This window comes from Humibacter sp. RRB41 (assembly GCF_022761015.1).
Taxonomy (GTDB): Bacteria; Actinomycetota; Actinomycetes; order Actinomycetales; family Microbacteriaceae; genus Humibacter.
Map to the genome: position 1 here is coordinate 417,998 of NZ_JAKWJQ010000004.1, position 26,962 is coordinate 444,959.

Below are 26,962 nucleotides of genomic sequence, written 5' to 3' on the forward strand. Positions count from 1 at the left end.
TCGGAGATGAATGCAAGCATCCCATCTCTCTCGGCTCAGTCGCGTGTGGATAACTTCGGCGGGGTTGTGCGATGGCTCGGCATGATGTCGGCATGACCGATCCCGTGCGCCTCATCGCCGACCGCGTGCGTGATCGGGTGCGGCGCGACGGAATCGACCTTGCCGACGACGGGCGACGCGCGGCCGCCTACGTGCACGATGAGGTGCGACGGTACAGCGAGCGTGCACTCGGAGGGTCGTTGCCGCTGGTGGATGACGAGCGGCTCGCGGAACGCGAGGTGGTCGCATCCCTCACCGGATTCGGTCCGTTGCAGCCGTACCTCGACGATCCCGAGGTCGAGGAGATTTGGCTGAACGCGCCCGACCACGTGTTCGTGGCTCGCGGAGGCCGCTCGGAACGCATCGGCCTGGCACTCAGCGGGGCGCAGGTGCGCGACCTCGTCGAGCGGATGCTGCAGGCATCCGGTCGCCGAGTCGACGTGAGTTCTCCGTTCGTCGACGCGTCTCTTCCCGACGGGTCGCGGCTCCACGTGGTCATTCCCGATGTGACCCGCTCGCACTGGGCCGTGAATGTGCGCAAATTCTCTCGGCGCATCCGCGACCTCGGCAGGCTCGTGGCCGTCGGCTCGCTCACGCGGCAGGCGGCGGAATTTCTGAGCATGTGCGTGCGCGCCGACCAGAACATCCTGATCGCGGGTGCGACTCAGAGCGGCAAGACCACGCTGCTCGGGGCGTTGTTGGCCGCGGCGCGACCGACGGAGCGCATCGTCACGGTGGAGGAGACGTTCGAGCTCGATCTGATGGCACAGGATGTCGTCGCGATGCAATGCAGGCAGCCCAGTCTCGAAGGCACCGGCGAGATCACCCTGCGCAGGCTCATCAAGGAGGCGCTGCGCATGCGGCCGGACCGCCTGGTCGTCGGCGAGGTCCGCGAGGCCGAGAGCCTCGACCTGCTGCTGGCACTCAATTCCGGCCTGCCTGGTGCGTGCTCGATCCACGCCAACAGTGCGCGCGAGGCGCTGAGCAAGCTCTGCACGCTGCCGCTTCTCGCTGGACGCAACATCGACTCATCCTTCGTCGTGCCCACCGTCGCCACCTGCGTTGATCTGGTGGTGTTCTGCGTGATGGATCGCAACGGCGACCGTCGCGTCACCGAGATACTCGCCCCGACCGGCGTCGTCTCCTCCGGCGTGATCGAGGCGAGCCTGATCTTCGCTCTGCGGAACGGCGAACTCGCCGCAACGGGAGGATTCCCTGCGAAGCGGGCCAAATTCGACGCGGCGGGGCTCGATCCGGCAACGGTGCTGGCGCGATGACGGCCGCGATCATCCTGGGTGCGGCGCTCGGGCTCGGGCTCGTACTTGCAGGCTCGCCGTTCCTCTGGCCGAGACACGTTCGCGAACGGCGTTCCGACCTCGCCGAGCCGTTGCGTCGCAGGCTCTCCCTGGCAGGCATGCCTGGGCTCTCTCCGCTGGCGTTCGTCGCCGTGAGTGTGCTGGTCGCGGCTGCGCTCTTCGTCATCGCGCAGGCGGTGTTCGGGCTGATCGCCCTGTCCGTTGCGCTCGCGGCGGTCGGCGGATGGCTTCCCTTCGGCATCGTCTCCTGGCGCGCGGCAGCGCGGAGGCGCGCCAATCGCACCATGTGGCCCGACGTGGTCGACCAGCTGGTGTCCGCCGTGCGGTCAGGACTCGCTCTGCCCGACGGCCTGGCCGCGCTCGCGACGACGGCGCCCGAGTCCAGTCGTTCCGCCTTCGCAGCGTTCGAGCGGGACTACAGGGCATCCGGCCTCTTCGGTCCAGCGGCGGACCGGTTGAAGGATGCCCTGGCCGATCCCGTGGCCGATCGCATCATCGAGACCCTCAAGATGGCGCGTGAGGTCGGTGGCGGTGAGCTCGTCAACGTGCTGAGAACGCTGGCCTCGTCGCTGCGCAACGATGCGGCCGTGCGGTCGGAGATCGAGGCGCGACAGTCGTGGACCGTGGCGGCGGCACGGCTCGGGGTCGCGGCGCCCTGGGTCGTGCTCGCGTTGCTGGCGACTCGGCCGGAGGCATCCGTCGCCTACAACAGCCCCGTGGGCGCGGTCGTCATCGTGGTCGGCCTCGTGGTCTCGTTGCTCGCGTACCGCATCATGCTGGCGGTCGGACGCCTTCCGCAGGAACGCCGGTGGTTCCGATGACGCCGACGATGGCATGGGGAGTGCTCTGCGGGCTCGGACTGGGCCTCGGCCTGTGGTCGCTGGCAGCGCTGCTGCCGCGCCTGACACGACCACGACTCGCCGACCGGGTGGCGCCCTACCTCGTCGACGTGTCGGATGCCGCGTGGGAGCTCGTGCAACACACCAGGACGCGGCGCGTGCCGGTTGTCGGCGCGCTGCTCGACCCCGCGTTGCGCGCGTTGCGCGCAGGGACGGCACGGATGCTCGGCGGCACGGATGCCATCGCAGCCCGCCTTCGCCAGGGCGCGAGCCCCCTGAGCGTCGACGAGTTCCGTCTGCGTCAGGTGGCGTGGGCGCTCGGTGGCCTCGCGGCCGGTACTGCGGTGGTGATCGCGACGTCCGCGCAGCTCCCGCCCGTCGTCGCCGTCGCGGCTCCGATCGTGCTCGGTGCGTGTGGATTCGTGCTGCGGGATCAACTGCTGTCCCGCGCCATCACGAGGCGCTTGGCACGCATGGCGGAGGAACTCCCGACCGTCTTGGAATTGCTCACGCTCTCGCTCAGCGCAGGGGAAGGCATCCACGATGCCCTGCGCCGCGTTGCGCGGTCGGGATCCGGCGAACTCGCCGCCGAGCTCGGACGGGTCGTGGCGGAGACCGGCATGGGCGTGCCTCTGGCGACGGCGCTCGGTGAGGCGAGCCGCGCCGTCCGGCTGCCTCAGTTCACTCGCTGCGTCGATGCCGTGGTCACCGCCTTGCAGCGCGGAACGCCGGTGGTCGAGGTTCTGCGGGCGCAAGCCGACGACGCGCGCGAGACGGGCAAGCGAGACCTTCTCGAGCAGGCAGGCAAGAAGGAGATCGGCATGTTGGTCCCGCTCGTGTTCCTGATCCTCCCGGTGACCGTGCTCTTCGCGATCTTTCCCGGTGTTGTCGTTCTCGAGACCGGATTCTGAGCATGGCAGGCAGAGCGATCCGGCGAGGCAGACGTTCGTTCGACCAGTTCGAGAGAGGAATCCTGAGATGAGCGGTACGCGTTATGGCGGTGCGATGCGCCGGATCGGCGGGAAGGCGTTCACGTCGAGGGTGGGCGACGACCGGGGCGATGTTCCTGGATGGGTCCTGATCACGCTCATGACGGCAGGTCTGGTGATCATCATCTGGGGCCTCGCCGGGCCTGCGTTGAGCGGAGTGTTCCAGCAGGCCATCGAACGCGTCACCTCGTTCTGACATGCGCGCCTGGCGCGACGAACGAGGTTCGGCACCCGCCGAGTTCGTGATGGTGAGCGCGCTGCTCACCGTGTTGACGCTCGCCGTCATTCAACTGGGCCTCTCGCTCTTCGTGCGCAACACGTTGATCGACGCCGCGGCCGAGGGAGCGCATGTCGCGGCGCTCGCCGACAACACACTCGCCGACGGGCGCGAGCGCACCCGCGAACTGATCGGCACCGCGATCGGCGACGACTATGCAGGAGACGTCTCAGCCCGGTACGGCACATATCGAGGGATGCCGGCGGTGACGGTCACCGTGCGCGCCCCGTTGCCGCTGATCGGCCTGTTCGGACCGGAGCGCGGGGTAGAGGTGAGCGGGCATGCGCCGGTGGAAATCGCCGGTTGAACGACTGCGCGCCGACGCGGGTTCCGCGGCGCTCGAGTTCATCACCGCCGGACTGATCCTGCTCGTGCCGACGGTCTATCTCGTGGTGGCGCTTGCGAGCATCCAGGGTGCGCAGCTCGCCGCAGCCGGGGCGGCACGGCAAGCGGCCCGTGTCTACGTGCAGGCTGACAGCGACGCGGATGCTTCGGCAGAGGCATCCGCAGCCGTACGGTTCGCGCTCGCCGACTTCGGCCTGCCGCACGACGCCGCAACGGTTCACGTCACCTGTGCACCCCGCCAGGATGCCTGCCTCACCCGTCTCGGCACGGTCACCGTGACCGTCACCGTACGAGCCCCGCTCCCTCTTGTGCCCGATGTGCTCGACATGCAGAAGGACGCCTCGGTGCCCGTGCAGGCAGGGAGCACGCAGCGCGTCTCCCGTCTGTGGGGTGCGCGGTGAAGGTAGTGCGGTGGCGCGCCGACGACGGCTCGATCCTGCCGCTCGTGATCTTCTACGGTGTGCTGTGCATCGTGCTCGTGCTGCTGGTGAGCTCGGCGACGTCGCTCTACCTCGAGCGCGAGCGGCTCTTCGCCTTGGCCGACGGGGCGGCCCTCGCCGGGGCCGAGGCCTACGACTTGCATGCAGTGGCCGTGGTGGACGGGCATCCGCGTCCCGTGCTGCACTCGACGGACGTGAGCGCGGCGGTTGGCGACTTTCTCGCGTCGTCGGTGGCCGACGGGTTCGACGGTCTGCGGGTGCAGCGGGCAGACACCACCGACGGACGCAGCGCGACCGTGACGATGTCGACTGTGTGGCACCCGCCGGTAGTGTCGATGTTCGTGCCGGCGGGCATCCGCATCGACGTCACGTCGAGTGCACGGAGCGTCTTCTGGTGACGACCCCTCGGATCAGTGCGCGTTCCTGCTGCGCCGGATCGCAAAGAGCACGCCTAGTGCGCAGGCGATCAGCAGAATCGTCACCCCGACCGTGACGAGCGCCGAACCGATGGCGGTCGGGATGCTCGGTCCTGGCCGTCCGTCGTCCACGTTCGTGCCGTCGGAACCACCGCCCGAGCCGCCCGACCCGGCAACAGCGGGCGAACTTGTCGCATTCTGGGCCGGAGGCGTCGACGACGGAGTTGCCGACGGCGTACTGCAGTTCTGGCGCTGAAAGGCCACGATGCGATCCGGATCGGTGACGAGCGCGCCGCCGCCGTCGTAGCCGTGGTCCGGGGCACGCGGGCCGCACCCGCCGAAGTCGTCGCCGAGTGCGGCGTCCACGGCTCCTTTCGATCCTGCCGACACCGTGATGGCCGACCTCGTGACGCCCGCGAAGGATGTGCCGATGACGGTGACGGGACCGCTCAGGCTGTTCGGGCCGATCGCCAGTCCCGTGGCGAAACCGGAGAGGTTCGAGTCCTCCACGTTGATCACGGACGAAGGCCCGGCCGCTCCGGTGACCTCGATCGCCGCGGCCGCGCCTCCGCCGCCTCCGGAGCGGTTCAGCGTGGCGATCTCGGCGCCGCGGCTCCCGGTGATGGTGACGGCCGGCCCCGTGCCGTTCGATGCGAGGGTTCCGTTCACGATGGCGTTCGTCACCGAACGCAGGGAAACGCCGGCACCGACGCCCGAGAAGGTGTTCGAATCGAGTGCCGGGGCGCTGGTCGAGTCGACCCGAACGCCGATGTCGTCGTCCTCGAACATGTTGCCCAGCATCGTCAACCCGTCGGCCTTCGTCGCCCAGACGCCAGCCGACGTGCGGTCGGGGGAGCGGCTGCCGAGCAGCGCGTCGCCCTGTAGATAGGCATCCTGGGCTCGGTCGAGTACGACTCCGTTGGCGCAGTCGAGCATCGACGAGTCGACGATGCGTACGTGGTCGGCCATCACATGGACGCCCAGTTGATCAGCGGAGCCCGCACGGCAGGTCGTCGTGACCGAATCGATCGTCACGCCGGCGGCTGTCACGATCACGGCCGCGCCGCCCGACGGCGCAGCGATGGTGCTCTGCGCCGACGACAGAGTGATCGGCTTGTCGACGTGCACGGGCCCCCGGTACGTACCCGGTCGCAGGAAGACCGTGTCGCCGTCCTTCGCCTGCGCGATCGCCCGGTCGATGTCTCCACCGGACGACACGGTCACCGTCGTGCTCGCGGCCGTTGCGGATTCGGGCGCAGCCAGCACCGACCAGCCGGTCGCGAGACCGGTCAGAGCGACGACCACAGCGCCGCCCGCGAACCACGTCGGTCGCATCACCGGGCGACCTCCTGCCCGAGTTACCCGCTTCCAGGATGCTCCGGCGACCCGGGATCGACAAGGTGACGACGAGCAACACTCAGCTTGCCGACACTCAGCTTGCCGACACTCAGGTTGCGATCGGGCGTGCCTTCCTCGGCACGTAACGCGGAACGTACCGGATGAGCATGCCGACTCCGATCAGCCCGAGCACGCCGATGCCGATGCTGGCGGCTCCGAGCGAGAACAGCGCGGTCAGGCCGGAGACGAGCAGAGGCGCCCCGGCCTGTCCGGTGTCGCCCGTGAACCGCCACGCGCCGAGGAACGGAGCGGGATCGGTGCGGGGTGCCAGGTCCGCGCCGAGAGTCATCAGGATGCCGCTGCCCACGCCGTTCGCGACGGCCATGGCGATCGCCACGACGGTGAACCATGTCTGGTTCACGACGAAGGCGAGCGCGATGTGCGTGATGCTCAGGCCGACCATCGACGGGAGGGCGGACCAGAGGCGGCCGTACCTGTCCATGATCTGGCCTGAGGTGTAGAAGAGCGCGAAGTCCACCGCGCCTGCGATGCCGATGATGAGCGCGGTGTTCGCCGGCGCGATGCCGATCGCCACGGCGAACAGGGGAAGGATCACCGTGCGAGACGACCGCAGTGCCGCGATCAGTGCGGCGCTCGTGCCCATGCGCAGCAGCACGGCACGGTTGAGCCGGATGGTGCGGAAGAGGCCCTCGGTGCGCTCGCGCGCCTCCTCTCGGCCGGCATCCTCGACACCATCGCGGTGCGCCGTCTTCGTCGCGACGGGGGCACCGTTCGCGGCGACGGTCTGAGCGGGATCGGGCACGATCAGCAGCACGACCGTTGCGGCGATGCACATCGCGATGTGCACCCAGAAGACGGCGTGCGGGTCGCCGAACAGGGCGATGACTCCGGCGCTGATGAACGGTCCGATGAACCACCCACCGCGGAAGACACCACCCAAAGTCGACAACGCGCGGGCACGATACTGCACGGGAACGTAGCCGGTCATGAACGCGTGACGGGCCAACGCGAAGACGCTCGTGGCAAGGCCGATCAGGAAGACGCCGATGGTCAGGGTGAGTTCGCCGGGAGACACCAGGCAGACGACGAGGCCGACGATGCAGAGCATCGCGGAGCCGATCATCGACCTGCGCTCGCCGAACCGCGAGACGACCCACCCGCTCGGGATGTCGCCGAGCATCTCACCGACCATGATCATGCCGCCGATGAATCCCGCCATCGCGAGACCGGCGCCCAGGTTGTGTGCCAGCACGGGGATGATCGGAATTACCGCGCCCTCGCCGATGGAGAACAACGCTGTCGGTAGGAATGCGGCGAGTGCGACGTCACGGATGCTGAAGGTCGTGTCGCTCGAACTCATGTCGCCCTCCAGCCTAAGTGGTATACCGCAGGGGTGACGCTCACGGCCGTCTCTGCTCAATCGCAACTAGGCTTGACCGGACATGATCGAACTCGACTTGAGCGCGCAGATCTCGGATGTGCGCGCGACTTTTGCAGACATCCGTTCCGTCGTCGACCCGGATCGCCTGCGCGCCGACATCGCGAGGCTGAGCGAGGAGGCCGGCGTCCCCGACCTCTGGGATGACCCGGAAGCTGCGCAGAAGGTCACGAGCGCGCTCAGTCATCGTCAGTCCGAGCTCGCGAAGATCGAGGGCATCGAACAGCGGCTCGATGATCTCGAAGTGCTCGTCGGGCTGGCGAACTCCGAGGGAGACGACGAGTCGGCCGAAGAGGCCAAGAACGAGCTGCTGGAACTGCAGTCGACTGTCGGTGAGCTCGAGGTGCAGACGCTGCTCGACGGCGAGTACGACGAGCGTCCGGCCGTCGTCACCATCCGTGCAGGGGCCGGTGGCGTGGATGCCGCCGACTTCGCCGACATGCTCCTTCGCATGTATCTGCGGTGGGCGGAGCAGCACGGCTACCGGGTGCAGGTGATGGACACGAGCTACGCCGAAGAGGCGGGCATCAAGTCCGCGACGTTCGAGGTGGATGCCCCCTACGCGTTCGGCACCCTGTCGGTCGAGGCGGGAACGCATCGTCTTGTGCGCATGAGTCCGTTCAACTCGGCGGGCAAGCGGCAGACCTCCTTCGCGGCGGTCGAGGTCATTCCACTGATGGAGGAGGCGCAGGAGGTCGAGATTCCGGAGTCCGACATCCGCGTCGACGTCTTCCGTTCCTCGGGCCCAGGAGGTCAATCCGTCAATACGACCGACTCGGCCGTGCGCATCACGCACTTGCCGACCGGAATCGTGGTCTCGATGCAGAACGAGAAATCGCAGATCCAGAACCGTGCGGCAGCGATGCGCGTTCTGCAGTCTCGCCTGCTTCTGGTGCAGCGCGAGGCCGAGGCGGCAGCGAAGAAGGAGCTCGCCGGCACCATCACGGCCAGCTGGGGCGACCAGATGCGCTCCTACGTGCTCGCGCCGTACCAGATGGTGAAAGACCTGCGAACGGACCACGAGGTGAACAACCCGCAGGCGGTCTTCGACGGTGACCTCGACGGGTTCATCGCCGCGGGCATCCGTTGGCGCAAGCGCAAAGAGGACTGACGCTGCGCGGAGGTGAGTCGCTCGGTCGCATCCGGTGGTGGTGTGCTTAGTCTTGGCGAGTCATGATTCGGTTCGACCACGTCAGCAAGAGCTACAAGGGCACCCCCCGACCTGCGCTCGACGACATCACCACAGAGGTTCTCCGTGGCGAGTTCGTCTTCGTGGTCGGTGCCTCCGGCTCCGGCAAGTCCACATTCCTGCGTCTCGTGTTGCGGGAGGAGAAGGCCACTCGCGGCAAACTGCACGTGCTCGGCCAAGACCTTTCGACGATCTCGAATCGCAAGGTCCCCTACTTTCGACGCAACGTCGGTGTGGTGTTCCAGGATTTCCGCCTGCTCACCAACAAGACCGTCTTCGACAACGTCGCCTTCACCCTCAAGGTGATCGGCAAGTCGAAGGGATTCATCCACGAGGCCGTGCCGGATGTCCTTGCCATGGTCGGGCTGGACGGCAAGGCGCAGCGTTTTCCGCACGAGCTCTCGGGTGGCGAGCAGCAGCGCGTCGCGATCGCACGTGCGGTGGTGAACAAGCCGCAGATCCTGCTCGCGGACGAGCCGACGGGAAACCTCGACCCGGCGACCAGCGCAGGCATCATGGCGGTGCTCGAACGCATCAACGCGGGTGGAACGACAGTCTTGATGGCCACCCACGAGGCAGGCATCGTCGACCAGATGCAGAAGCGCGTGATCGAACTGGTCGACGGCACGCTGATTCGAGACGAGCGACACGGGGGCTACGGCGTGACCGCGGCGATGCCCGTCATCCGGCACGCTGAGCCGGTGCCGCCCGCCGAAGTCGAGTCGTCGGAGCCGACCGAGTCGATCATCGCTGCCCGTACCGCGTCTCAAGAGACCCGTGAAGTGCGGCACGCTCCTGCGAAGGAGGTCGCACCCACGATCCCCGAGGAGCCCGTGGTCGAGCGCGAGCCGGTTGCGGCGGCCGCGGTCGCGCGTGAGGCTTCGGTCGACGGCCATTTCGCCAACCCGCCGACGGCCCCGGTACGCAGGCCGGACTCGTCCGATGTCGCAGAGCTCACTCTTGCGGAGCGCCTCGGATTGCGAGCGGCCGGCAAGCCAGATCATGACGACGATTCGAATCAGGATGTAGGACCCGTTTCATGAGATTCGCACTCGTCATGTCGGAGGCCGGTAGCGGCCTCAAGCGCAATCTCTCGATGGTCATCTCCGTGGTTCTCGTCACGTTCATCTCGCTCACCTTCGTGGGCACGGCCATTCTGATGCAGATGCAGATCGGTCAGATGAAGACCTATTGGTACGACCGGGCCCAGGTCGCGGTGTACATGTGCACCGCGACCGACACGACCCCTCCCACATGTCAGGGGCAGGATGCCACGGCCGCGCAGATCGAAGCCGTCAAGACCAAGCTGTCGTCGCCGGCGCTCTCGCCCTTCATCGAGAAGTTCTACTTCGAGAACCACAACCAGGCGTATGCCGACTTCAAGAAGCAGTTCAAGGGCAACCCGGTTGCCGACTACGTGACGCCAGAACTTCTGAATCAGACGTTCTGGATCAAGCTCAAGAACCAACAGCAGTCCGACGTGATCGCCCAGAGCCTGAGCGGCGTTGCCGGGGTGCAGTCCATCACGGACCAACGAAGTTATCTGGACCAGATCTTCCGCATCCTCAACGCTGCCAGTCTCACCGCCATCGCCATCGCCGCCGTGATGCTGGTGGCGGCCGCCCTGCTGATCGCCACCACCATCAGACTCTCCGCATTCTCTCGAAGACGAGAGCTCGGCATCATGCGGCTGGTAGGGGCATCCAACGGCTTCATACAGACGCCCTTCGTGCTGGAGGGCGTGTTCGCAGCACTGATCGGCTCTGTGTTGTCGGTCGGTGCCGTGTTCGCCATCGTTCAGTTCTTCGTGCGTGGATACCTCGCGCAGAAGATGCAGTTGACGTCGTTCGTCGGGCTGGACAGTGCCTGGATCGTGGCTCCGATCCTCATCGTCGTGGGCATCGGGCTCGCCGCGCTCGCGTCAAATGTGGCGATCTCCCGCTATCTGAAGGTCTGATCGGTCACTCCGGCCAACAGGTCACCGCCGAGCGCGAAGCCCTGCGGCCACGCTATGCTGGTGGGCTGTCGCATTCGGCCGGAAGGCGGCATCCGCGGCGAGAGATCGTTGCATCGAACGAGGAGAACTGCTGTGCCCAGGGAACGTGGTCAGAAGGTGGTGGCGACGAACCGCCGCGCCCGCCACGACTACCTGATCGAGGACACCTACGAGGCGGGTCTTGTGCTCACCGGCACCGAGGTGAAATCGCTGCGCGAGGGGCGGGCATCGCTGGTCGACGGGTACGCGTTCGTCGACGGGGGAGAGGCGTGGCTCGACGCCGTCTACATTCCGGAGTACCTCGACGGCACCTGGAACAACCATGCGCCGCGCCGCAAGCGCAAGCTGCTGCTGCACAAACAGCAGATCGTGAAGATCGCGAACAAGGTCAAAGACGGCGGGTACACGCTGATCCCGCTGCAGCTCTACTTCGCCGACGGTCGCGCGAAAGTCGAGATCGCCGTGGCCAAGGGCAAGCGCGAGTACGACAAGCGGCAGACGCTTCGCGAGCGTCAGGACAAGCGCGAGGCCGACCGCGCCATGGCCTCCAAGAACCACCTCAGCGAATAGGTCCCGGATGTCGCGGCAGCGACGTCACGGCATCAGCGCTCCGAGGGGCCAAGGTCAGCGGCGGCGGGAGCCTAGCGATGAGGCCAGCGCCATGACCAGTCGTTCCTGCGTCTCGCCGAGCCACCAGTACCGGGCGCGGTCGATCGTGTACTCGTGGCCCGAATATCCTTCGTCCCCGTCGTGCTCGATGCCCAGCCGCTCGGCGAGCAAGAGCCGCAGATCGGTGAGATTGCGCATGAACACCTGCGAGGCCTCGGAGTCGAAAATGACAGTGCGCGCCTCGGATTGGCGCCAACGGCCGCTGGATGCCTCCAGCTCGGCGCCCGCGAACGCGCTCATGACCGCGCGTGCTGCCTCGCTCTTCACGGAGACCAGATCGACATCGGTGAGTGCGTGGAACTCTGCGCTCGCCTCCACATCGCCGGGATAGGCATCCGGAAACATCGGGCTCTTCTCGATGGCGCCATCGGCGATGGAACTCAGCCGATCGGCGAGAAGTCCGAGAAGGTCGGCCTCGAGCGTGGTCAGAGCGATGAACTCGTCGTCGAGCAGGGTGACGGCGAAGGCGCCGTCACGCATGCGGCGGATGCGCGTCACGGCTCGACTCTGTCTACCGTGGCAGTGAGGCCGAATCCGTGCATCGCCGCCACGTGCGCTTCCATGGCCTCTCTGCTTCCCGTTGCCACGGTGGTGCGACCGTCGTTGTGCACCTGCAACATGAGTCGGGTGGCCTTCTCCTGACTGAACCCGAAGTAGCTGCGGAAGACGTACACCACGTACGACATCAGGTTGACCGGGTCGTTCCAGACCACGGCGCGCCACGGCGTGTCGAGGCTGTGTCGGGGCGTCAGGTCGAGCTCTTCTTCGGTGCGCTCGATCGTGCTCGGGGAGGGGACTGCGGATGCCACGCATCCAGACTCGCACATTCGGGCATGACATGTCGGCGGCTGGTGTTGTAGTCTGAGAGGCCGTCTTCGGACGGGTGCAGCTTCACAACTCAACAGCGTGTGACAGCGGCCTGCTTCATGGGGATGATCGGTTTCGACATCGTCTGCGAGATTACGAGAAGCGGGTCGAGGATGCAGGGTTATCTCGTTAACGATCTCTGCAAAAAACAAGTGCCAATTCCAACAGCACTGTCTCCGCTAAGGCCCAGGTCGCTCTCGCGGCCTAGTCGTACTTAGCGACACAAGAGACCGTCAGCCCGGGAATGCTCTCTACCCGGATCCTGGCGTCAGCTAGAGAGATTGCTTCTACGTATCGTCATGGGGCGTAGAGGGACTTCAACCGTGACTGGGTTCGTCGGTTCAACTGCCAGCGGTAAGTTCCGGAACCGAGTAAAGCGACTTCACTGGATACGCCCGTAGAAGGCGTATGACCACAGCGATGGACGGGGGTTCAATTCCCCCCATCTCCACCACCAATCGCAGTCCGCTGTCACACACTGCAGAGACGAGAGGCGACCGGAGACGGCCGCCTCTCGTGCTGTTCGGGCTGTTTCTCAGCAGAAGAGGCTGATCAGGCGCCGGCATCTCACGGGATCTTCCGTGAGGCCGTTCTCGATTCCCCACGTGAGGTACGAGAACGAGCGCAGGACGACCCACGCCCTGGCCCGTTCTGTCGGCACCTGGGCGACGCGCACGAACCTGTCGAACGCCCGGATCACGTCGTCATCGCCCGGCAGCTCGTCGAGCCGGCTCCACAGCACGCGGCCGAGATCGTATTCGGGGTCGCCGCGAAGGAGCACGGGATCGACGACGATCCACGGCATCCGCGAGCCGGCGAGCACCTGCTCGAAGTGGAGGTCCCCGTCGACCGCGGTGTCTGCGATGGGGGCGCCCGCTCGTTGTGCGGCGAACTCGATCACACGTCGCAGCTCTCGGTCCGAGACGGGACAGGCTTCGGTGTCCGCCGCGGTGCTGGTGGCCGCGATGAGAAGTTCAGCTGCGATGTCCTTCGTCGAGCGGATGTCGCTGGTTGCGGGAATCGCGAGCATGCGGGTCAGCTCGGCGAGTACTTCGATGGCCGGCAGGATCGGCTCTGCGCCGAGCGTGCGTGAGCCGTCGAGCCTCTCGAGGACCATGGCGCCGCGTTCCTCGTCGCCGTCGAACAGTCGCACCGTTCCGCGTCCGTCCCAGAAGCGCAAGGCGTGCGCTTCTGCAGCGACGTCGTCTCCGGGCGGCGTGAGCCGAAGCGCGAAGGCCTCTCGCTCGCGCAGCACAGGGACGACGAGTGCGTTGCTGCCGTGCATCGGTGATCCGTCGACCCTCATTCGCCACCGAGCGCACACCTCATCGACGAGTTCAGGGAGACGGTCGAGCCATTCGCGGCCTGCCGCGTCGCGCCACCATCTGGGCATGCCGATAAAGGACGGCGGCACGGTGATCATCAGACAAACGTAAGGGGCGTGCCCTGACTCGGGTGATCATGCACCGCGCCGTCGACGGCTGACCGCACATGCATCGCGGCATCGGGGCGAAGTCGGCTAGAACAGAGGCGACGGAACATTCGTCCCGCCGGGGAGGAACTCGATGCAGGATGCCGTGGTCGTCGGCTCAGGACCGAACGGTCTCGCTGCGGCGGTGACGCTCGCCAGAGCCGGTCTCGCCGTCACCGTGTTCGAGGGCGCCGACGGTGTCGGCGGTGGGACTGCTTCCGCCGAGCTCATCGAAACCGGTGTCATCAACGACGTGTGCTCCGCGGTGCACCCGATGGCGCTCGCGAGCGAGTTCTTCCGGCGGTTCGAGCTCGAGCGACGCATCGAGCTGCTGGTCCCGGAGATCTCGTACGGCCATCCGCTCGACGGCGGCCGTGCCGCGATCGCCTACCGAGGCCTCGATCGCACGGCGAGCGAGCTCGGTGCGGACGGCGCGGCGTGGCGGCGGTTGTTCTCACCCTTCACCCGGGACGGTGGTCGGGCACTAGGCCAGTCCATCGGCGCATCGCTGGTGGGGATCCCACGGCATCCGCTCACGCTCCTGCGCTTCGGGCTCCGAGCGCTTCGACATGCCACAGCAGCAGGGAATGGCGCGTTCGAGGGTGAGGAGGCGAGGGCGCTGCTCACCGGCGTCTTCGCGCACACCATTCAGCGGATGCCCTCACTCGGCTCCTCAGCGGCCGGCCTCGCACTCGCAGCATTCGGACACGCCGGAGGGTGGCCGATTCCCCGCGGAGGCAGCGGGGCGATCGCCGGTGCCCTCGCGGGCGACCTGGTCGCTCACGGCGGCCGCATCGAGACCGGAACCTGGATCTCCAGTCTCGACGAGCTGCCGCCTGCGCGCATCACGGTGTTGGACATCACGCCGCGTGCGTTCGTCGAACTCGCGGGGGAGCGGATGCGTTCGGCAGCCCGCTACCGCCGATTCCGCTACGGAAATGCGGCCGCCAAGGTCGACATGGTGCTCTCCGAACCCGTGCCGTGGGCCAACACGCAGTTGCGCGAGGCTGTCACCGTGCACGTGGGGGGAACGCGCGCCGAGATGGTCGCGGCCGAGCGCGCGGTGGCATCGGGGAGCCACGCGGCGCAGCCGTACGTGCTCGTCTCCCAGCCGACGGTCCTCGATGAGACACGTGCCCCGGGGCGGCACGTGCTGTGGGCCTACACGCACGTGCCCGCCGGCTCGGGGGACGACCCGACGGAGTCCATCGTGTCGCGCATCGAACGATTCGCTCCCGGGTTCAGGGACACCATCGTCGCGAGCGTGTCGCGGAGCGCCCAGCAGCTGGATTCCCACAATCCGAACGACGTCGCCGGCGATATCGCGTCGGGCGCGGTGAACGGCTGGCAGCTGATCGCGCGGCCGACGTTCGGCCCGCACCCGTGGGCCACGCCGTTGAAGGGTGTTTACCTGTGCTCGGCGTCGACAGTGCCGGGGCCCGGTGTTCACGGCCTCGGCGGGTGGAATGCCGCACGTCTCGCATTGCGCACCGAATTCGGTATGACGGAAGGACCGGACCTGTCGTATTCGGGCACGTACTGATCGGCACGCACGCGCTGTTCAGTGCGCTTCGAGCGCCCTGGCGCAGTCGATGCACAACTCGGCATAGGGTCTGGCGCGCAGCCGGGCGACGCCGATCGGCTTGCCACAGTTCGAGCAGAGCCCGTACGTTCCCGCTTCGATGCGGGAGAGCGCGTGATCGATCTCCGTCAACTCCACGTCGAGATCGTCGTGCAGACCGGTCAGCTGCGACCAGGTGGCTGCCATCGTCGGGCCCTCAGGGTCATGCTCGTCGTCGGCTTGGCCGCCGGATCTCGCCTCGCGAGCATCGCTTAGAGACTCGTCAAGCCGGCCTTGTCTGGCCAGCATCTCATCTCGGCGCGCGCCGAGCGCATCGTGGAACTCACTGCGCTGCGCGGCCGTCAGGCTTCTTCGCACGGATGGCACCCGCCGATAGTACGACTACTCGAGCCCCGTCGCCGTGAGGCCGATCAGCGCGCCGTTGAGTGCCACGATCGCGACCACGGTGACGATTCCGGCGACGCGGAGCGGCATCCGGTTCACGAAGTCGCCCATCGTCCCGCGGCGAGAGGTGAGCCACACCAGCGGTATGACGGCGAACGGAATGCCAACGCTCAGCACGACCTGGCTGATCACGAGAGCCCAGGTCGGGTCGATGCCGACTCCGAGCACGATGAGGGCGGGCACCAGTGTGATCGCCCTCCGCACGAGCAGCGGCACCCGCACGTGCAGAAGTCCCGACATGACCGCCGCGCCCGCATAGCATCCGACCGATGTCGAGGCGAGGCCGGATGCCAGCAGCCCGATTCCGAAGATCACCCCGATCGCGGGACCGAGGGCTTGCGCGATCGCGGCATGCGCCCCCTCGATGCTGTCGGTGCCCGACACCCCTGGCAGACTGGCCGCGGCAAGCAGCAGCATCGCGATGTTGACGGAACCGGCGACCGCGAGCGCGAAGACGACATCCCATTTGTTCGCCCTCAGCAGGTGGCGCACACGAGCTGGATCACCGGACGCCCCGTGCCGGTCGAGAGCCAACGACGAATGCAGATAGACGGCGTGCGGCATGACCGTCGCGCCGAGCATGCTCGCCGCCAGCAGCACCGAACGCGAGCCTTCGAAACGGGGCACGAGACCGCCCGCCGCGGCACCCCAGTCCACAGGGCTGACCACGAGCGAAGCCACGAAGCCGATGGTGATCACACCCAACAGGCCCATCATCACGAACTCGAACGTGCGCTGCCCGCGCCTGGACTGCACGGCGAGGATGCCCATCGACACGATTCCCACGATGAGGCCGCCCAGCAACAGGGGCAGGCCGAACAGGATCTGCAGTGCGATGGCCCCGCCGATGACTTCGGCGAGGTCGGTCGCCGCGGAGATCACCTCGGCCTGCACCCAGTAGAGCACGCGACCCGTGCGCGGCATCCTGTCGCCGAGCAGTTCCGGCAGGCTCCGTCCTGTCACGAGCCCGAGCTTGGCCGACAGATACTGCACGATGACGGCCATCACGTTCGCGGCGACGAGGACCCAGACGAGCAGGTACTGGAACTGCGCGCCCGCGGTGAGATTGGCGGCGACGTTGCCGGGATCGACGTAGGCGATGGCGGCAACGAAGGCCGGCCCTACCAGCCAGAGCAGGCGGCGTTCGGCGGGCTTCGCGGGCTCACGGATGCCGGCGTCGGCTCCGGCCGCGGACTCCCGCGTCACGCTTTCAGGCATCCGGCCACCTCAGAAGTTAGATCGGCCTAACTCAGCAGGTATATCAGGCTAACACCGGATGTGCGTCGCCCGTCGGCGGGCGACGTCGCACGGTGAAACGGGTGGGACGGAACCACCTCGGTTCCGTCCCACCCGTAGGGTGCCCGAACAGTCAGTAACGTCCGGTGAGCGCCTTGCTCTTGATCGCCTCGAATTCGCCCTGGGAGATGGCGCCGGATTCGAGCAGATCCTTGGCTCGTGCGATGTCGCTGGCCGGATTGGTCGACGGCCGAGGACGATACGAGTCGTCCTCCGGCACGACGCCGCGACGTCGTTGCGTCCGTTCCGCCATCCCGCGCCCACGCACCACCACGTAGACCAGAGCAGTGAGGAAGGGCACGAAGAACAAGAAGATGATCCAGAGCGCCTTCCACCAGCCGTTCAGCTTCGTGTCCGAGAACAGATCGAACAGAATGTAGAAGACGGCGACGAGATAGGCGACGAAAAAGAGGATGTCCAGGAACATCCAGAAGAAACCCCAGAAATTCACGTCAACGGCTCCCGTCAGGCCAGAATCTTGGCTTTGAGCGAGTTGTACTCGTCTTGGGTGATCGTGCCGGCATCGAGCAGCGCCTTCGCCTTGGCGATCTCATCAGCGGGAGACGCGCCGGCGACCTGCTTGATGTAGTCGTTCGTGGCCTGCTGCACCTGCTTCTGCTCCTTGGCACCGCGCTCGGCCATCCCGCGTCCGCGTGCGATCAGGTAGACGAGCACGGTGAGGAACGGAACGAAGATCAGGAAGATGATCCACAGAGCCTTCCACCAGCCGTTCAGCTTGTGGTCGCGGAACAGGTCGGCGACCACCGAGAACAGGGCGAAGAGGTACGCGACGAACGCGAAGCTCCAGAATATGACCCAGATGATGTTCCAGAAGTTGTCCCAGAAACTCATGGCGGGTGGTCCTCCTTCGTACGCCGCAGACCGCGGCACTGCTTGGATCGCGAGGCTGCGATCTCACCAAACCTAAGGGCAGGAGGGGTGGTGGGCTACACCTAGTTCGGGTGAAGGATCCTCTGATTTCGCGTGCGTCGGGCTCTTCGACGCCGATAGGGTTGCCTTGTTCATGCGGCAGGGGGAGTTGGCATGTCAACGTTGTGGGTACCGCCGAGTGAGTCGCAGCTGAGCCCACCGGAACAGCGCGCATCGCAACAACGCGCATCCGGGGACGTAGCGCGGGCATCCGGGATTCCCGTCGAAGCCGCACTCGAGGTTGTTCGCGACAGGCTGGATGCCCCGCTGGAGCAGCTCGCAGACGGTTCGATCGGCGCGATCACCGTGTGGGCCGCCGCCGGGGCGGGCAAGAGCATCCTGATCGCGCGATGGGCGCGCGTGCTCGCCGAGCGCGGCGAAACGGTGATGTGGGCGCACGGCGCCGCGTCGCTGCAAGCGTTCGCGGCGGCGGCCGGTGAAGACTCCACGGTGTACGTCTTCGCTGACGACGCGCACCTGCTCACGTCATCGCGAGCCAAATCCGCATTGACGAAGGCTCTCGAGGATGCCTCGGGCCGCCTTCGCCTTGTCGTCGCGGGCCGCTACCAGCCCGTGCCTGGACTGGCTCATCTGCAGGCGGCCGGGCGTCTGATCGAGCTTCGCACTGACGACCTGGCCTTCGACGCACGAGAGGTGATGAAGCTCGCCGATCGTCACGACGTACGCCTCTCAGAGGATGCGGCGACCGCACTCGCCGGTCGTACGGGTGGCTGGGCGACTGCCGTCGCACTCGCCATGCCATGGCTGGCACGCAGCGCGGACACATCGGCAGCGGTGAACGGCTTCAATGGCGATGACAGTGCGGTCGCCGACTTTCTCATCTCCGAAGTGCTGGCGGGTTTCGACGAACCCACCAGGTCGGTGATGACGAAGACGGCCGTCTGCGCGTATGTTCCGGTCGATCTCGCGGTTCAGCTGAGCAGGCACGACGACGCCGGCACGGTGCTGCACGAAGTCGCCGTCTCGAACGCCCTGATCGAGGAGGATGCGCACGGATTCCGATTCCACCCCGTGCTGCTTGCGTTCCTGCAGGCGGAGGCGCGCAGACTGAGCCCAGAGGATGCCGCCGCGCATCACACCCTCGCGGCCGAGTGGTTCGCCTCGCACGAGCAGCCGGTGGAGGCGCTCAAGCAAGCGCTGAACGCCGCAGACGGCGTGCTCGCGCGCATGCTGGAGGAGCTCGGCCTCGAACTCACGCTGATGGGACGCACCACGTTGATCGCGTCGGCGCTGGCTCGATTCGCGGTCGACGACGCTGCACCTCTTGCGGTGCTTGTGCTCCGCCTGCTGCTGGATGCGCCGACCTTCGCCGACCCGCGTCGCGCTCACCACCTGCTTGCACGTGCAGACCGGGTGGTGGCGACGACGCCCGAGCGGACCGATGCGTGGACGGTCACCATCGACGCTCTCCGCTGTTTCATCGACGTGCGAGACCGCCGATCGTTCGCGGGTGCGTCGACCCTGTCAGACGACCAGGCGATCGGCCGCCGAGAATCGAGTCTCGGGCTCGATCTCCTGTGCGCAACGGCCGAGGGGTGGCTGTTCGCGCGCATCGGTGAGACGGCCAGAGCGCAGGCGGTGCTGCGCGACGTGCGCGTTGCCGCCCATCGCGCCGGGCTCGACTGGCTGCTCCTGGTCGCCAGCGAACTCGAGATCAGGGTGCTCGGCGACCTTGGCCGGTGGGACGAGGCGGTGGTCATCGAAGATCGGCTCGTCGACGTCGCCGGCCGTTTCACTCGCACGCCGAGCGACCGCATGCGCAGGCGCGTCGAACTGGTGGCGGCCACTCGCGCCTACCTCACGTGCGGCGAGACGGACGCCGACACGCTTCAGCGGCTCGCCGCATCCGATTCACTCGGCCTCGACCCCGAGCTGAGCGTCACAGCTCGGGTGCTCGAGCTTCTTCCCTCGCTCGACACGGACCAGAACCCCCGACGTGCGCTTGACGAGGTGGAGCGGATGATGCGCGAGGCGGGCGTCTATGTGCCACGCACCTTGGCACTCGCCGCGCCGCGCCTGATCGCCATCCGCGTCATGCTCGACGGCCGGGCACGCGCCAGGGAGACGGTGGAGCTCGTGGTGGGGGTCCTCGGAGCGGACAGCGTCGAGGGCTCGATCGCGCGATTTCTGCTGGGCGCACCCGTTCGCGGAACGGAGCCGGTCGTGCGGCAGCTGGAGAGGGCGGCATCCGGCGGGCACGCGTGGCACCCGGCTTCGTTCGTGAGCGCATGGCTCTGGCTGGCGCGTTTCGCTGAAGACGGCGGTCGTATCGCCGAAGCGGATGCCCTGACCCTCCGCGCCCTCGAGGTCTCCGATCGATATCGGGTCGTGCGCCCCTTCTTGTCGCGGGCATGCGATGGTGTCGGGCTGCTCACGGAGCGTCTCGGACGGCTCGGCCATCACGAAAGTCAGGCCCGGCACATCGTGGACTGTGCACCGGAGGCCGCGGGTGCCGCTTCCGCCACGCAGATGATCGACTCGCTGACACCGAAAGAGCGAGAGATTCTGCTGGAGTTGCCGGTGCACCAGTCAGTTGCGGAGATCGCGAGACGGCATTCGCTGAGCGTCAACACGGTCAAGACTCACTTGCGGAACATCTATCAGAAGCTCGGCGTCACGGACAGGAGCGAGGCGGTCGGCACCGCCCAACACCTCGGTCTGATCTGAGGTCCTGCGCCGCCTCCGACGCACGACACGCGCGGTCGTGGCCGAATCACCCGCGCTAGGTGACCTGCCGCGAGAGGCGATGCCCGAACCTTGTCGTGACGGGGAGGTGCGGCGTGAAGCGATATGAGATCCGCCTTCCCTACGCGTTGTCCGACCGGCTGGCGGCTGCTTTTCCCGAGATGGAAGCGGTGCAGATCGCTCCGGCGACGACCATCCTGATCGGCACATTGCGCGACCAGACGGAGTTGCACGGCCTGCTTGCGAGGATGGCGGACATGGGGCTCGAGATCCTCGAGGTCAGACAGGACGCCTGAGCGGGGCACGTCGGCTGCTGCATGCCGCCGGATCGTGCGCGCCGATCAGAACTGGGCGATGCCCTTGCCGATCACCACGGCGCCGAGCACGAACATCAGCACGGCCATGATGGTCGCGTTGTTGGCTGCCAGCCACTGCCGCAGGGTGTCGAGCGGCCCCCGCATCGCGTTCGACGCAGCCAGGTAGGCCACCACAGGAATCACGATCGAGCTCGCCGCGATCAGAACGAAGACGACGATGGCGATGACCTGCTGCCAGGCCACGATTCCCGACGAGCCGACCGCGAGGCCTGCGCTCACCGCGAGAAGGAGGTTCTTCGGGTTCACCGCCGAGAGAAGGATGCCCAGCACGAACCCTCGCATCGCGGTCATGGTGTCGATCGCCTTCATCCACCCCGGCAGCTTCGGCTCCTCGTCGGGCCTCGGGCGGCTGCGCCACTGACGCACACCGATCAAGAAGAGCAGCACGCCCAGAACGAGTTGGATGATGCCGACGATCGGATGCGTCGCATCGGGATCCGTCGCCGGCAGGATCGACGACAGCAGCGTGAATACTGCGACCGCCACTGCGATGCCGACCACCCAGCCGAGCAGGAATCCGACCCCCGTGCTCTTCGCCTTCGGGGAGAGCAGCATCAGGATGGCGGCGATCAGCGGCACAGGACTGATCGCGATACCGATCGCCAGCGGCAGTGTCGATCCGATGAGCGGTCCCATTCGGCCTCCGATCGGGGGATGTCACTTCCATGAGGCTAGACCAGCGCGGTCCCGCGAGCTTCCTCCGTTTCGGGTGATCGCCTAGTCCGCAGCGGGTGAAACGACTTCCGCCGTCCGCAGATCGACGAGGGTGCACGTAGCGTCGGCGGTGGATCATCGTTCGATGAATCCGCCAGCGTCGGAGCCAACGGGAGGGTACGCATGCCGCGCGAATTCGAAGGGGACATCAAGCTCGACGTCAGGGACTCGACGGCGGACTGGGACGCCTTCCTACCGGACAAGGCGCCGGCAGGTGCCCCGAACGTGCTCGTCGTGCTGTACGACGACACCGGGCAGGCCGCGTGGTCGCCGTACGGCGGTCGGATCAACATGCCGACCATGGACCGGCTCGCGCGTGACGGTCTGACCTACACGCAGTGGCACACCACGGCGCTGTGCTCACCAACGCGCTCGACGTTCCTCACCGGGCGTAACCACCACGCGAACGGCTTCGCGACGATCTCCGAGTCCTCGACCGGGTTCCCCGGCTACAACTCGCACATACCGCCCGAGAACACGCCGATGGCCAACATCCTCAGGGATGCCGGCTGGTCCACGTTCTGGGTCGGCAAGAACCACAACGTGCCCATCGACGAGTGGACGGCGGGGGCGTCGAAGAAGAACTGGCCGCTCGCCCAGGGCTACGACCGGTTCTACGGCTTCATCGGCGGCGAGACGAACAACTGGTACCCGTCCCTTGCCGAGGACAACCATTACATCGACCAGCCGTACACGCCGGAGGAGGGTTACCACCTCTCGAAGGACCTCGCGGACCAGGCGCTGAGGATGATTCGCGACTCCAAGCAGACGGAGCCCGACAAGCCCTGGTATCTGTGGTTCTGCCCCGGTGCCAACCACGCTCCACACCACGCTCCGCAGGAGTACATCGACAAGTACAAAGGCGTCTTCGACGACGGCTACGAGGCGTACCGGGAGTGGGTGCTGAAGCGCATGGTGGAGAAGGGCATCCTGCCCGAAGACACCGACCTGACCGAACTGAACCCGATGCCGGCCGGCACGTTCTCGCAGACCGATGAGGTGCGCCCGTGGGCGGAACTGAACGACGAAGAGAAGCGCATGTTCTCCCGCATGGCCGAGGTGTTCGCGGGATTCAGCGAGTACACGGATGCCCAGGTCGGCCGCATCGTCGACTATCTGGAGGAATCCGGCCAGCTCGACAACACGATCATCTTCTACTGCGCCGACAACGGGGCATCCGGTGAGGGCAGCCCGAACGGATCCGTGAACGAGGGCAAGATCTTCGGCGGCTATCCGGATGACGAGCAGCAGAATCTGCGCATGGTCGACAAGCTCGGGTCGCCCGACACGTACAACCACTATCCGACGGGCTGGGCGGCCGCCTTCTCGACCCCGTACCGCATGTTCAAGCGCTACGTCTATCAGGGCGGAGTCTGCGACCCGCTCGTCATCCATTGGCCGGCCGGTATCAAGGCCAGAGGCGAGGTGCGGAATCAGTATCACCACTCGACCGACATCGTCGCGACGATCCTCGACGCCTGCGGACTCGAACTGCCGCAGGAGTACAACGGCGTGACGCAGCGACCGCTCGACGGGGTCTCGATGACCTACAGTTTCGACGCCGGGCCCGACGGCCCGACCGAGAAGCGCACCCAGTACTACGAGATGTTCGGCAACCGTGGCGTCTGGCACGACGGCTGGAAGGCCGTGACGGTCCACGGTCCGGTGAGCGGCATGGGCGGCTTCGACAGGGACGTGTGGCAGTTGTTCCACACCGATGTCGACCGGTCGGAGGCACACGATCTTGCTGACCGGAACCCCGAGAAGCTCGAGGAGCTGAAAAAGCTCTGGCTCGAGGAAGCCGAGCGCAATTCCGTGCTGCCCCTCAACGATCTGCAGATCATCGGCAACCCGAAGGACTTCGAGACCTTTCTCACCATGGAGTTCAAGGTTCCAGTTCCGCCGACCGGGCAGTACACGTACTACCCGGACACGACGGAGGTTCCCGAACGGTCGGCGGCCAACGTGCACGGTGTCTCGTACAAGGTGCTGGCCGAGGTGGAGACGACCAGTGACACCCAGGGCGTCATCTTCGCGCACGGATCGCGCTTCGGGGGTCATGCACTGTTCGTCAAGGACGGCCAGGTGACGTACTCGTACAACTTCCTCGGCATCCCGCCGGAGATCGATGTCTCCGCCCCGGTGCCCGCACCAGGCAAGCACATCTTCGGCGTCGAGTTCACGAAGACCGGTGTGGGGCCGAACCGCGAGTCGACCGGCCCGCTGAGGCTCTACATCGACGACGAGCCCGTTGCGGAGCAGGACATCCGCACGGTGCTAGGCCACTTCTCGCTGTGCGGCGAGGGACTGTGCATCGGCTACGACAGCGCCGATTCGGTCGCGGCCGCCTATCGCGGATCGCGCTTCGATTACTCCGGAGGGGAGATCAAGAAGGTCGTCTTCGACATCGCCGACGACGCGTACGTCGACGTCGAGTCGCACCTCGCGGCGGCCATGTCTCGCGATTGAGATAGCCGCTGCACGACGCGAACGCCGCCCCATCACGGTTCACCGATGGGGCGGCGTTCGTCGTCTCAGCCCTTCAGGAGCGACAGAAGTTCGTCGTGGACGGCGCCGTTGGTCGCGACGGCGCTGCCGTCCCACAGGGCGGATCCGCCGTCTGCCGCAGTCAGACGGCCGCCCGCCTCCTGCACGATGGGGATGAGAGCGGCGATGTCGTACGGATGCAGCTGGAACTCGGCGACAGCCTCGATGAGACCCTCTGCGAGCAGCGTGTACGCCCAGACATCGCCGTAGGCACGATCGCGCCACACCGTGCGCGACAGTCTGACGAGGTGGTCGAGGTGGCCGGAGGCGTCCCACTGGGCGATGCTCTGGAAGCTGACGGCGGCATCGGCCAGCGTGCGGATGCCCGACACGCGCAACGGCGTCGGCTCGCCACCCGCTTCGCTCATCCACGCCCCGTTGTCGTTGGATGCCCACCAGCGCTTGCCGAGAGCAGGCGAGCTCGCGACGCCCACGACGGGCTCGCCGGCGATGACGAGTGCGATCAGCGTGCCCCACATCGGCAGGCCGCGCTCGTAGCTGTGAGTGCCGTCGATCGGATCGATGATCCAGAGTCGATCCGCCGTCGTGAGGTCTGTGGCGTCGTCAACGCCATACTCCTCGCCCAGAATCGCGTCGTCGGGCCGTTCGGCGGCGATCAGTTCGCGGATCGCCCGTTCGACCGACTGGTCGGCATCCGTCACGTGCGAGCGGTCGGGCTTGGTGCTGATGTGAAGATCGTTGGCGCGAAACCGTGCGCCCGAGATGGCGTCTGCGGCATCGGCGAGGCGGAGAGCTAGTTCGAGGTCGGCTGCGTCGTGCGTCACACGATCAGCCTATCCAGCGCGTGTCTGCACGGCAGACGCGCGAAGACGCAGGCGACCGACCGCGACGCGAGGAGAATCCTCGCGCTGGCCGGCCGCCTGCGTCAGCGGCGGTACGCGTCAGAGCGCCCGAATGTTGGCAGCCTGAGGGCCCTTCTGGCCCTGCTCGAGGTCGTATTCGACCTTCTGTCCCTCATCGAGGTTGCGGTAGCCGTTCCCCGCGATTGCAGAGAAGTGTGCGAAGACGTCGGCAGAACCGTCGTCGGGCGCGATAAAGCCGAAGCCTTTTTCAGAGTTGAACCATTTCACGGTGCCGGTGGGCATAGTGTCATCTTTCCTTCGTTTTTTCGGGCCGTGTGTACGGCCATGGTCGCCGCAACGACTGTGTCGTCGCGGACGTTGACGGCGCGGAGAATGCTGCGCCGAAGTGTGAGTGAGTCCGTCGAGAGCGAGCAACTCGCCGGGGGACAGGGCTGAGGATGTCGTCAGCGCGAGTTGCGCCGTGTCGAGCGCGGTGAAGCATCCGATTGTGACGGAGTGCTGGTCGCGCAGTTCGTAGTGGTCATCGTGTAACACGACGAATCCGGCGAACTCGCCTGAGACCGTCGCCACGTGAACGTCTTCTGCTGCCCGTCGCCAGTCGACGGTGGGAGCGGGTGATGCGGGGAAGTAGATCGATTATTCGTTTCGTCGGGCCGCGTGGAGAGCCGGCTCTGGCTCGTGCGGTTCATGAAGTGTAGCGGGCTACGCCCGCCGGTACTGGGCGACGACCGGACAGGCGAAGGGATCTCGCGCCTGCAGGCCGACTTTGTTGAGATAGGCGATGACGATGGCATAAGACTGCACCAGCGTCGCCTCAGTGTACGGCACACCTGTGTCTTCGCAATGCGCTCGCACGATTCGGCGCGCTTTCGACAGGTGGGGCCTCGGCATGCTCGGGAACAGGTGGTGCTCGATCTGGTGGTTCAGGCCGCCGAAAAGCGCGGTCGCCCACCATCCTCCTGTGACGTTGCGTGACGTGCGCACCTGCTTGCTGAAGAAGTCGAGCTTGACCTCGGCGGGCACGATCGGCATTCCCTTGTGGTTCGGGGCGAATGACGCCCCCATGTACACGCCGAACACGGCGAGTTGCACACCGAGGAACGCTGCGGCCATGCCGGGCGGCAGCAGCCAGAACAGCGCACCGAGGTAGAGCGCGAAGCGCGCTGCGATCAGCGTGATCTCGGTCTTGCGGTGCTTGACCGGGGCCTTGCTCCACAGCATCCGGAACGATGTGTAGTGCAGGTTGATGCCTTCGAGCGTGAGCAGCGGGAAGAACAGGTAGCCCTGGCGTCGGGTGACCCATGCCTGCAGGCCGCGCTGTGCGGCGGCATCCTCCTCGGTGAACGAGATGGTGTCGATCGCGATGTCGGGGTCTTTGTCGATCTGGTTCGGGTTGGCGTGGTGCCTGCTGTGCTTGTTCATCCACCAGGCATAGCTCATGCCGATCACGAGGGTTCCGACGAGGCGGCCGATGACGTCGTTTCCAGGGCCGGATGCCAGCACCTGACGATGCGCAGCCTCATGGGCGACGAATGCGAACTGGGTGAGGATGAGCCCGAGCACCCCGGCGAGGATGAGCTGGAACCAGCTCGGCCCCATGATGACCATTCCGGCGACGACACCCGCCGTCGCGACGACGAGCCCGGCCATGAGGCCGAAGTAGAAACCACGTGTGCGCTTCAACAGACCGATCGCCTTGACCTCGCGGGAGACCTCGGTATACGAGACCGTCGCGTTCGGCTGGGACTGGATCCGCGGCGTCGTCGCCCTGATCGCACCCAGCCGGCCCTCGAGCAGAGTCGTGGTGGAGGTGAATGACATAGACGGTGCCCCCGTCTGATCTGCGACCCGAGAGCCGGTTGTGCGCCAAAGGCAAACCGCCGATCGCTCGT

Annotated in this window: 28 protein-coding genes and 1 other RNA gene; 16 read left to right on the forward strand and 13 right to left on the reverse strand. The window is 66.4% G+C overall.

The genetic code is table 11. From position 1 onward, the window contains the following. Positions 1-92: 92 nt before the first annotated feature. From MJ603_RS13235 to MJ603_RS13265, 7 genes are all read left to right on the forward strand, one after another. Entirely contained in the window at positions 93-1,316 is a 1,224-nt protein-coding gene (locus MJ603_RS13235; RefSeq protein ID WP_243064188.1) for a CpaF family protein, read from the forward strand. Further along, the gene (locus MJ603_RS13240; RefSeq protein ID WP_243064189.1) at positions 1,313-2,176 is read left to right on the forward strand and encodes a type II secretion system F family protein; all 864 of its coding nucleotides are present in this window, start codon (positions 1,313-1,315) and stop codon (positions 2,174-2,176) included. The genes MJ603_RS13235 and MJ603_RS13240 overlap by 4 nt, the downstream gene beginning before the upstream one ends. After that, on the forward strand, positions 2,173-3,105 hold the full coding sequence (locus tag MJ603_RS13245; protein WP_243064287.1) for a type II secretion system F family protein: 933 nt from the start codon (positions 2,173-2,175) through the stop codon (positions 3,103-3,105). The genes MJ603_RS13240 and MJ603_RS13245 overlap by 4 nt, the downstream gene beginning before the upstream one ends. A 94-nt stretch (positions 3,106-3,199) precedes the next feature. Continuing rightward, a complete protein-coding gene (locus MJ603_RS13250) occupies positions 3,200-3,379 on the forward strand; it encodes a hypothetical protein (protein WP_243064288.1) in 180 nt (59 codons plus the stop codon). 1 nt (position 3,380) lies between these two features. Then, positions 3,381-3,767, forward strand: coding sequence for a TadE/TadG family type IV pilus assembly protein (locus tag MJ603_RS13255; RefSeq protein WP_243064190.1), 387 nt, complete (start codon positions 3,381-3,383; stop codon positions 3,765-3,767). Next, positions 3,742-4,206, forward strand: a complete 465-nt coding sequence (locus MJ603_RS13260; protein WP_243064191.1) for a hypothetical protein — start codon at positions 3,742-3,744, stop codon at positions 4,204-4,206. Before MJ603_RS13255 ends, MJ603_RS13260 begins: the two co-directional genes overlap by 26 nt. Then, positions 4,203-4,643, forward strand: coding sequence for a pilus assembly protein TadG-related protein (locus MJ603_RS13265; RefSeq protein WP_243064192.1), 441 nt, complete (start codon positions 4,203-4,205; stop codon positions 4,641-4,643). The genes MJ603_RS13260 and MJ603_RS13265 overlap by 4 nt, the downstream gene beginning before the upstream one ends. A gap of 12 nt (positions 4,644-4,655) precedes the next feature. Here the strand turns inward: MJ603_RS13265 and MJ603_RS13270 are convergent, their stop codons facing one another. Then, positions 4,656-5,996 (reverse strand): NosD domain-containing protein, encoded by a 1,341-nt coding sequence (locus MJ603_RS13270; protein WP_243064289.1) that lies wholly within the window; start codon positions 5,994-5,996, stop codon positions 4,656-4,658. A 112-nt stretch (positions 5,997-6,108) separates the two neighbouring features. Then, complete coding sequence (locus tag MJ603_RS13275) at positions 6,109-7,380, reverse strand: MFS transporter (protein ID WP_243064193.1); 1,272 nt, start codon at positions 7,378-7,380, stop codon at positions 6,109-6,111. 82 nt (positions 7,381-7,462) lie between these two features. On the opposite strand from MJ603_RS13275, the gene prfB reads away from it, so the two are divergent. The 4 genes from prfB to smpB all read left to right on the forward strand — a co-directional run bounded on the left by prfB (position 7,463) and on the right by smpB (position 11,213). Next, positions 7,463-8,569: a peptide chain release factor 2 gene (gene prfB / locus MJ603_RS13280; RefSeq protein ID WP_243064194.1), complete on the forward strand. Its 1,107-nt coding sequence runs from the start codon at positions 7,463-7,465 to the stop codon at positions 8,567-8,569. A 62-nt stretch (positions 8,570-8,631) separates the two neighbouring features. Further along, positions 8,632-9,690 (forward strand): cell division ATP-binding protein FtsE, encoded by a 1,059-nt coding sequence (gene ftsE / locus MJ603_RS13285; RefSeq protein WP_243064195.1) that lies wholly within the window; start codon positions 8,632-8,634, stop codon positions 9,688-9,690. Continuing rightward, a complete protein-coding gene (ftsX, locus tag MJ603_RS13290) occupies positions 9,687-10,604 on the forward strand; it encodes a permease-like cell division protein FtsX (RefSeq protein WP_243064196.1) in 918 nt (305 codons plus the stop codon). The genes ftsE and ftsX overlap by 4 nt, the downstream gene beginning before the upstream one ends. 132 nt (positions 10,605-10,736) lie before the next feature. Further along, positions 10,737-11,213 (forward strand): SsrA-binding protein SmpB, encoded by a 477-nt coding sequence (gene smpB, locus MJ603_RS13295; RefSeq protein WP_243064197.1) that lies wholly within the window; start codon positions 10,737-10,739, stop codon positions 11,211-11,213. A 54-nt stretch (positions 11,214-11,267) separates the two neighbouring features. On the opposite strand, the gene MJ603_RS13300 is transcribed toward smpB, so the two are convergent. Both MJ603_RS13300 and clpS read right to left on the reverse strand, forming a co-directional pair. Beyond that, positions 11,268-11,810, reverse strand: a complete 543-nt coding sequence (locus MJ603_RS13300; RefSeq protein ID WP_243064198.1) for a DUF2017 family protein — start codon at positions 11,808-11,810, stop codon at positions 11,268-11,270. Continuing rightward, positions 11,807-12,121 (reverse strand): ATP-dependent Clp protease adapter ClpS, encoded by a 315-nt coding sequence (gene clpS / locus MJ603_RS13305; protein WP_374230921.1) that lies wholly within the window; start codon positions 12,119-12,121, stop codon positions 11,807-11,809. The genes MJ603_RS13300 and clpS overlap by 4 nt, the downstream gene beginning before the upstream one ends. Positions 12,122-12,240: 119 nt before the next feature. On the opposite strand from clpS, the gene ssrA reads away from it, so the two are divergent. Then, positions 12,241-12,633, forward strand: a transfer-messenger RNA (tmRNA) gene (gene ssrA, locus MJ603_RS13310). Positions 12,634-12,714: 81 nt separating this feature from the next. Here ssrA and MJ603_RS13315 read toward each other — a convergent pair. After that, entirely contained in the window at positions 12,715-13,602 is an 888-nt protein-coding gene (locus MJ603_RS13315; RefSeq protein ID WP_279239298.1) for an aminoglycoside phosphotransferase family protein, read from the reverse strand. A 142-nt stretch (positions 13,603-13,744) separates the two neighbouring features. Here MJ603_RS13315 and MJ603_RS13320 point away from each other — a divergent pair, with 142 nt between their 5' ends. Further along, entirely contained in the window at positions 13,745-15,193 is a 1,449-nt protein-coding gene (locus MJ603_RS13320; RefSeq protein WP_243064200.1) for an NAD(P)/FAD-dependent oxidoreductase, read from the forward strand. Positions 15,194-15,211: 18 nt separating this feature from the next. Here the strand turns inward: MJ603_RS13320 and MJ603_RS18790 are convergent, their stop codons facing one another. The 4 genes from MJ603_RS18790 to MJ603_RS13340 all read right to left on the reverse strand — a co-directional run bounded on the left by MJ603_RS18790 (position 15,212) and on the right by MJ603_RS13340 (position 17,824). After that, the gene (locus tag MJ603_RS18790; RefSeq protein ID WP_243064201.1) at positions 15,212-15,598 is read right to left on the reverse strand and encodes a TraR/DksA family transcriptional regulator; all 387 of its coding nucleotides are present in this window, start codon (positions 15,596-15,598) and stop codon (positions 15,212-15,214) included. Between the two features lie 15 nt (positions 15,599-15,613). Beyond that, positions 15,614-16,894: an Nramp family divalent metal transporter gene (locus MJ603_RS13330; RefSeq protein WP_243064202.1), complete on the reverse strand. Its 1,281-nt coding sequence runs from the start codon at positions 16,892-16,894 to the stop codon at positions 15,614-15,616. A gap of 151 nt (positions 16,895-17,045) precedes the next feature. After that, entirely contained in the window at positions 17,046-17,423 is a 378-nt protein-coding gene (locus tag MJ603_RS13335) for a PLDc N-terminal domain-containing protein (protein ID WP_243064203.1), read from the reverse strand. Positions 17,424-17,437: 14 nt separating this feature from the next. Beyond that, positions 17,438-17,824: an SHOCT domain-containing protein gene (locus tag MJ603_RS13340; protein ID WP_243064204.1), complete on the reverse strand. Its 387-nt coding sequence runs from the start codon at positions 17,822-17,824 to the stop codon at positions 17,438-17,440. A gap of 192 nt (positions 17,825-18,016) precedes the next feature. On the opposite strand from MJ603_RS13340, the gene MJ603_RS13345 reads away from it, so the two are divergent. Beyond that, on the forward strand, positions 18,017-20,590 hold the full coding sequence (locus tag MJ603_RS13345; RefSeq protein ID WP_243064205.1) for a LuxR C-terminal-related transcriptional regulator: 2,574 nt from the start codon (positions 18,017-18,019) through the stop codon (positions 20,588-20,590). A gap of 113 nt (positions 20,591-20,703) precedes the next feature. After that, positions 20,704-20,904, forward strand: coding sequence for a hypothetical protein (locus MJ603_RS13350; RefSeq protein ID WP_243064206.1), 201 nt, complete (start codon positions 20,704-20,706; stop codon positions 20,902-20,904). Positions 20,905-20,949: 45 nt separating this feature from the next. Here the strand turns inward: MJ603_RS13350 and MJ603_RS13355 are convergent, their stop codons facing one another. Next, positions 20,950-21,621 carry a GAP family protein gene (locus MJ603_RS13355; RefSeq protein WP_243064207.1) on the reverse strand — a complete coding sequence of 224 codons (672 nt, stop codon included), beginning with the start codon at positions 21,619-21,621 and terminating at the stop codon, positions 20,950-20,952. A gap of 201 nt (positions 21,622-21,822) precedes the next feature. Between MJ603_RS13355 and MJ603_RS13360 the strand changes: the two genes are divergently transcribed. Further along, on the forward strand, positions 21,823-24,168 hold the full coding sequence (locus tag MJ603_RS13360) for an arylsulfatase (RefSeq protein ID WP_243064208.1): 2,346 nt from the start codon (positions 21,823-21,825) through the stop codon (positions 24,166-24,168). 65 nt (positions 24,169-24,233) lie between these two features. Here the strand turns inward: MJ603_RS13360 and MJ603_RS13365 are convergent, their stop codons facing one another. The 3 genes from MJ603_RS13365 to MJ603_RS13375 form a co-directional block, all read right to left on the reverse strand. Beyond that, entirely contained in the window at positions 24,234-25,031 is a 798-nt protein-coding gene (locus MJ603_RS13365; RefSeq protein WP_243064209.1) for an inositol monophosphatase family protein, read from the reverse strand. Between the two features lie 117 nt (positions 25,032-25,148). Continuing rightward, positions 25,149-25,352: a cold-shock protein gene (locus MJ603_RS13370; protein WP_243064291.1), complete on the reverse strand. Its 204-nt coding sequence runs from the start codon at positions 25,350-25,352 to the stop codon at positions 25,149-25,151. A gap of 420 nt (positions 25,353-25,772) precedes the next feature. After that, positions 25,773-26,891, reverse strand: coding sequence for an acyl-CoA desaturase (locus MJ603_RS13375; RefSeq protein ID WP_243064210.1), 1,119 nt, complete (start codon positions 26,889-26,891; stop codon positions 25,773-25,775). Between the last annotated feature and the right edge of the window lie 71 nt (positions 26,892-26,962).

Bases quoted from the DNA above. Each gene is read 5' to 3' on its own strand.
- MJ603_RS13235 (WP_243064188.1), top strand. From the start codon at position 93: ATGACCGATCCCGTGCGCCTCATCGCCGACCGCGTGCGTGATCGGGTG.
- MJ603_RS13240 (WP_243064189.1), top strand. From the start codon at position 1,313: ATGACGGCCGCGATCATCCTGGGTGCGGCGCTCGGGCTCGGGCTCGTA.
- MJ603_RS13245 (WP_243064287.1), top strand. From the start codon at position 2,173: ATGACGCCGACGATGGCATGGGGAGTGCTCTGCGGGCTCGGACTGGGC.
- MJ603_RS13250 (WP_243064288.1), top strand. From the start codon at position 3,200: ATGCGCCGGATCGGCGGGAAGGCGTTCACGTCGAGGGTGGGCGACGAC.
- MJ603_RS13255 (WP_243064190.1), top strand. From the start codon at position 3,381: ATGCGCGCCTGGCGCGACGAACGAGGTTCGGCACCCGCCGAGTTCGTG.
- MJ603_RS13260 (WP_243064191.1), top strand. From the start codon at position 3,742: ATGCGCCGGTGGAAATCGCCGGTTGAACGACTGCGCGCCGACGCGGGT.
- MJ603_RS13270 (WP_243064289.1), bottom strand. From the start codon at position 5,996: ATGCGACCGACGTGGTTCGCGGGCGGCGCTGTGGTCGTCGCTCTGACC.
- MJ603_RS13275 (WP_243064193.1), bottom strand. From the start codon at position 7,380: ATGAGTTCGAGCGACACGACCTTCAGCATCCGTGACGTCGCACTCGCC.
- prfB (WP_243064194.1), top strand. From the start codon at position 7,463: ATGATCGAACTCGACTTGAGCGCGCAGATCTCGGATGTGCGCGCGACT.
- ftsE (WP_243064195.1), top strand. From the start codon at position 8,632: ATGATTCGGTTCGACCACGTCAGCAAGAGCTACAAGGGCACCCCCCGA.
- ftsX (WP_243064196.1), top strand. From the start codon at position 9,687: ATGAGATTCGCACTCGTCATGTCGGAGGCCGGTAGCGGCCTCAAGCGC.
- MJ603_RS13315 (WP_279239298.1), bottom strand. From the start codon at position 13,602: ATGATCACCGTGCCGCCGTCCTTTATCGGCATGCCCAGATGGTGGCGC.
- MJ603_RS13320 (WP_243064200.1), top strand. From the start codon at position 13,745: ATGCAGGATGCCGTGGTCGTCGGCTCAGGACCGAACGGTCTCGCTGCG.
- MJ603_RS13330 (WP_243064202.1), bottom strand. From the start codon at position 16,894: ATGCCTGAAAGCGTGACGCGGGAGTCCGCGGCCGGAGCCGACGCCGGC.
- MJ603_RS13340 (WP_243064204.1), bottom strand. From the start codon at position 17,824: ATGAGTTTCTGGGACAACTTCTGGAACATCATCTGGGTCATATTCTGG.
- MJ603_RS13345 (WP_243064205.1), top strand. From the start codon at position 18,017: ATGTCAACGTTGTGGGTACCGCCGAGTGAGTCGCAGCTGAGCCCACCG.
- MJ603_RS13355 (WP_243064207.1), bottom strand. From the start codon at position 21,621: ATGGGACCGCTCATCGGATCGACACTGCCGCTGGCGATCGGTATCGCG.
- MJ603_RS13360 (WP_243064208.1), top strand. From the start codon at position 21,823: ATGCCGCGCGAATTCGAAGGGGACATCAAGCTCGACGTCAGGGACTCG.
- MJ603_RS13370 (WP_243064291.1), bottom strand. From the start codon at position 25,352: ATGCCCACCGGCACCGTGAAATGGTTCAACTCTGAAAAAGGCTTCGGC.
- MJ603_RS13375 (WP_243064210.1), bottom strand. From the start codon at position 26,891: ATGTCATTCACCTCCACCACGACTCTGCTCGAGGGCCGGCTGGGTGCG.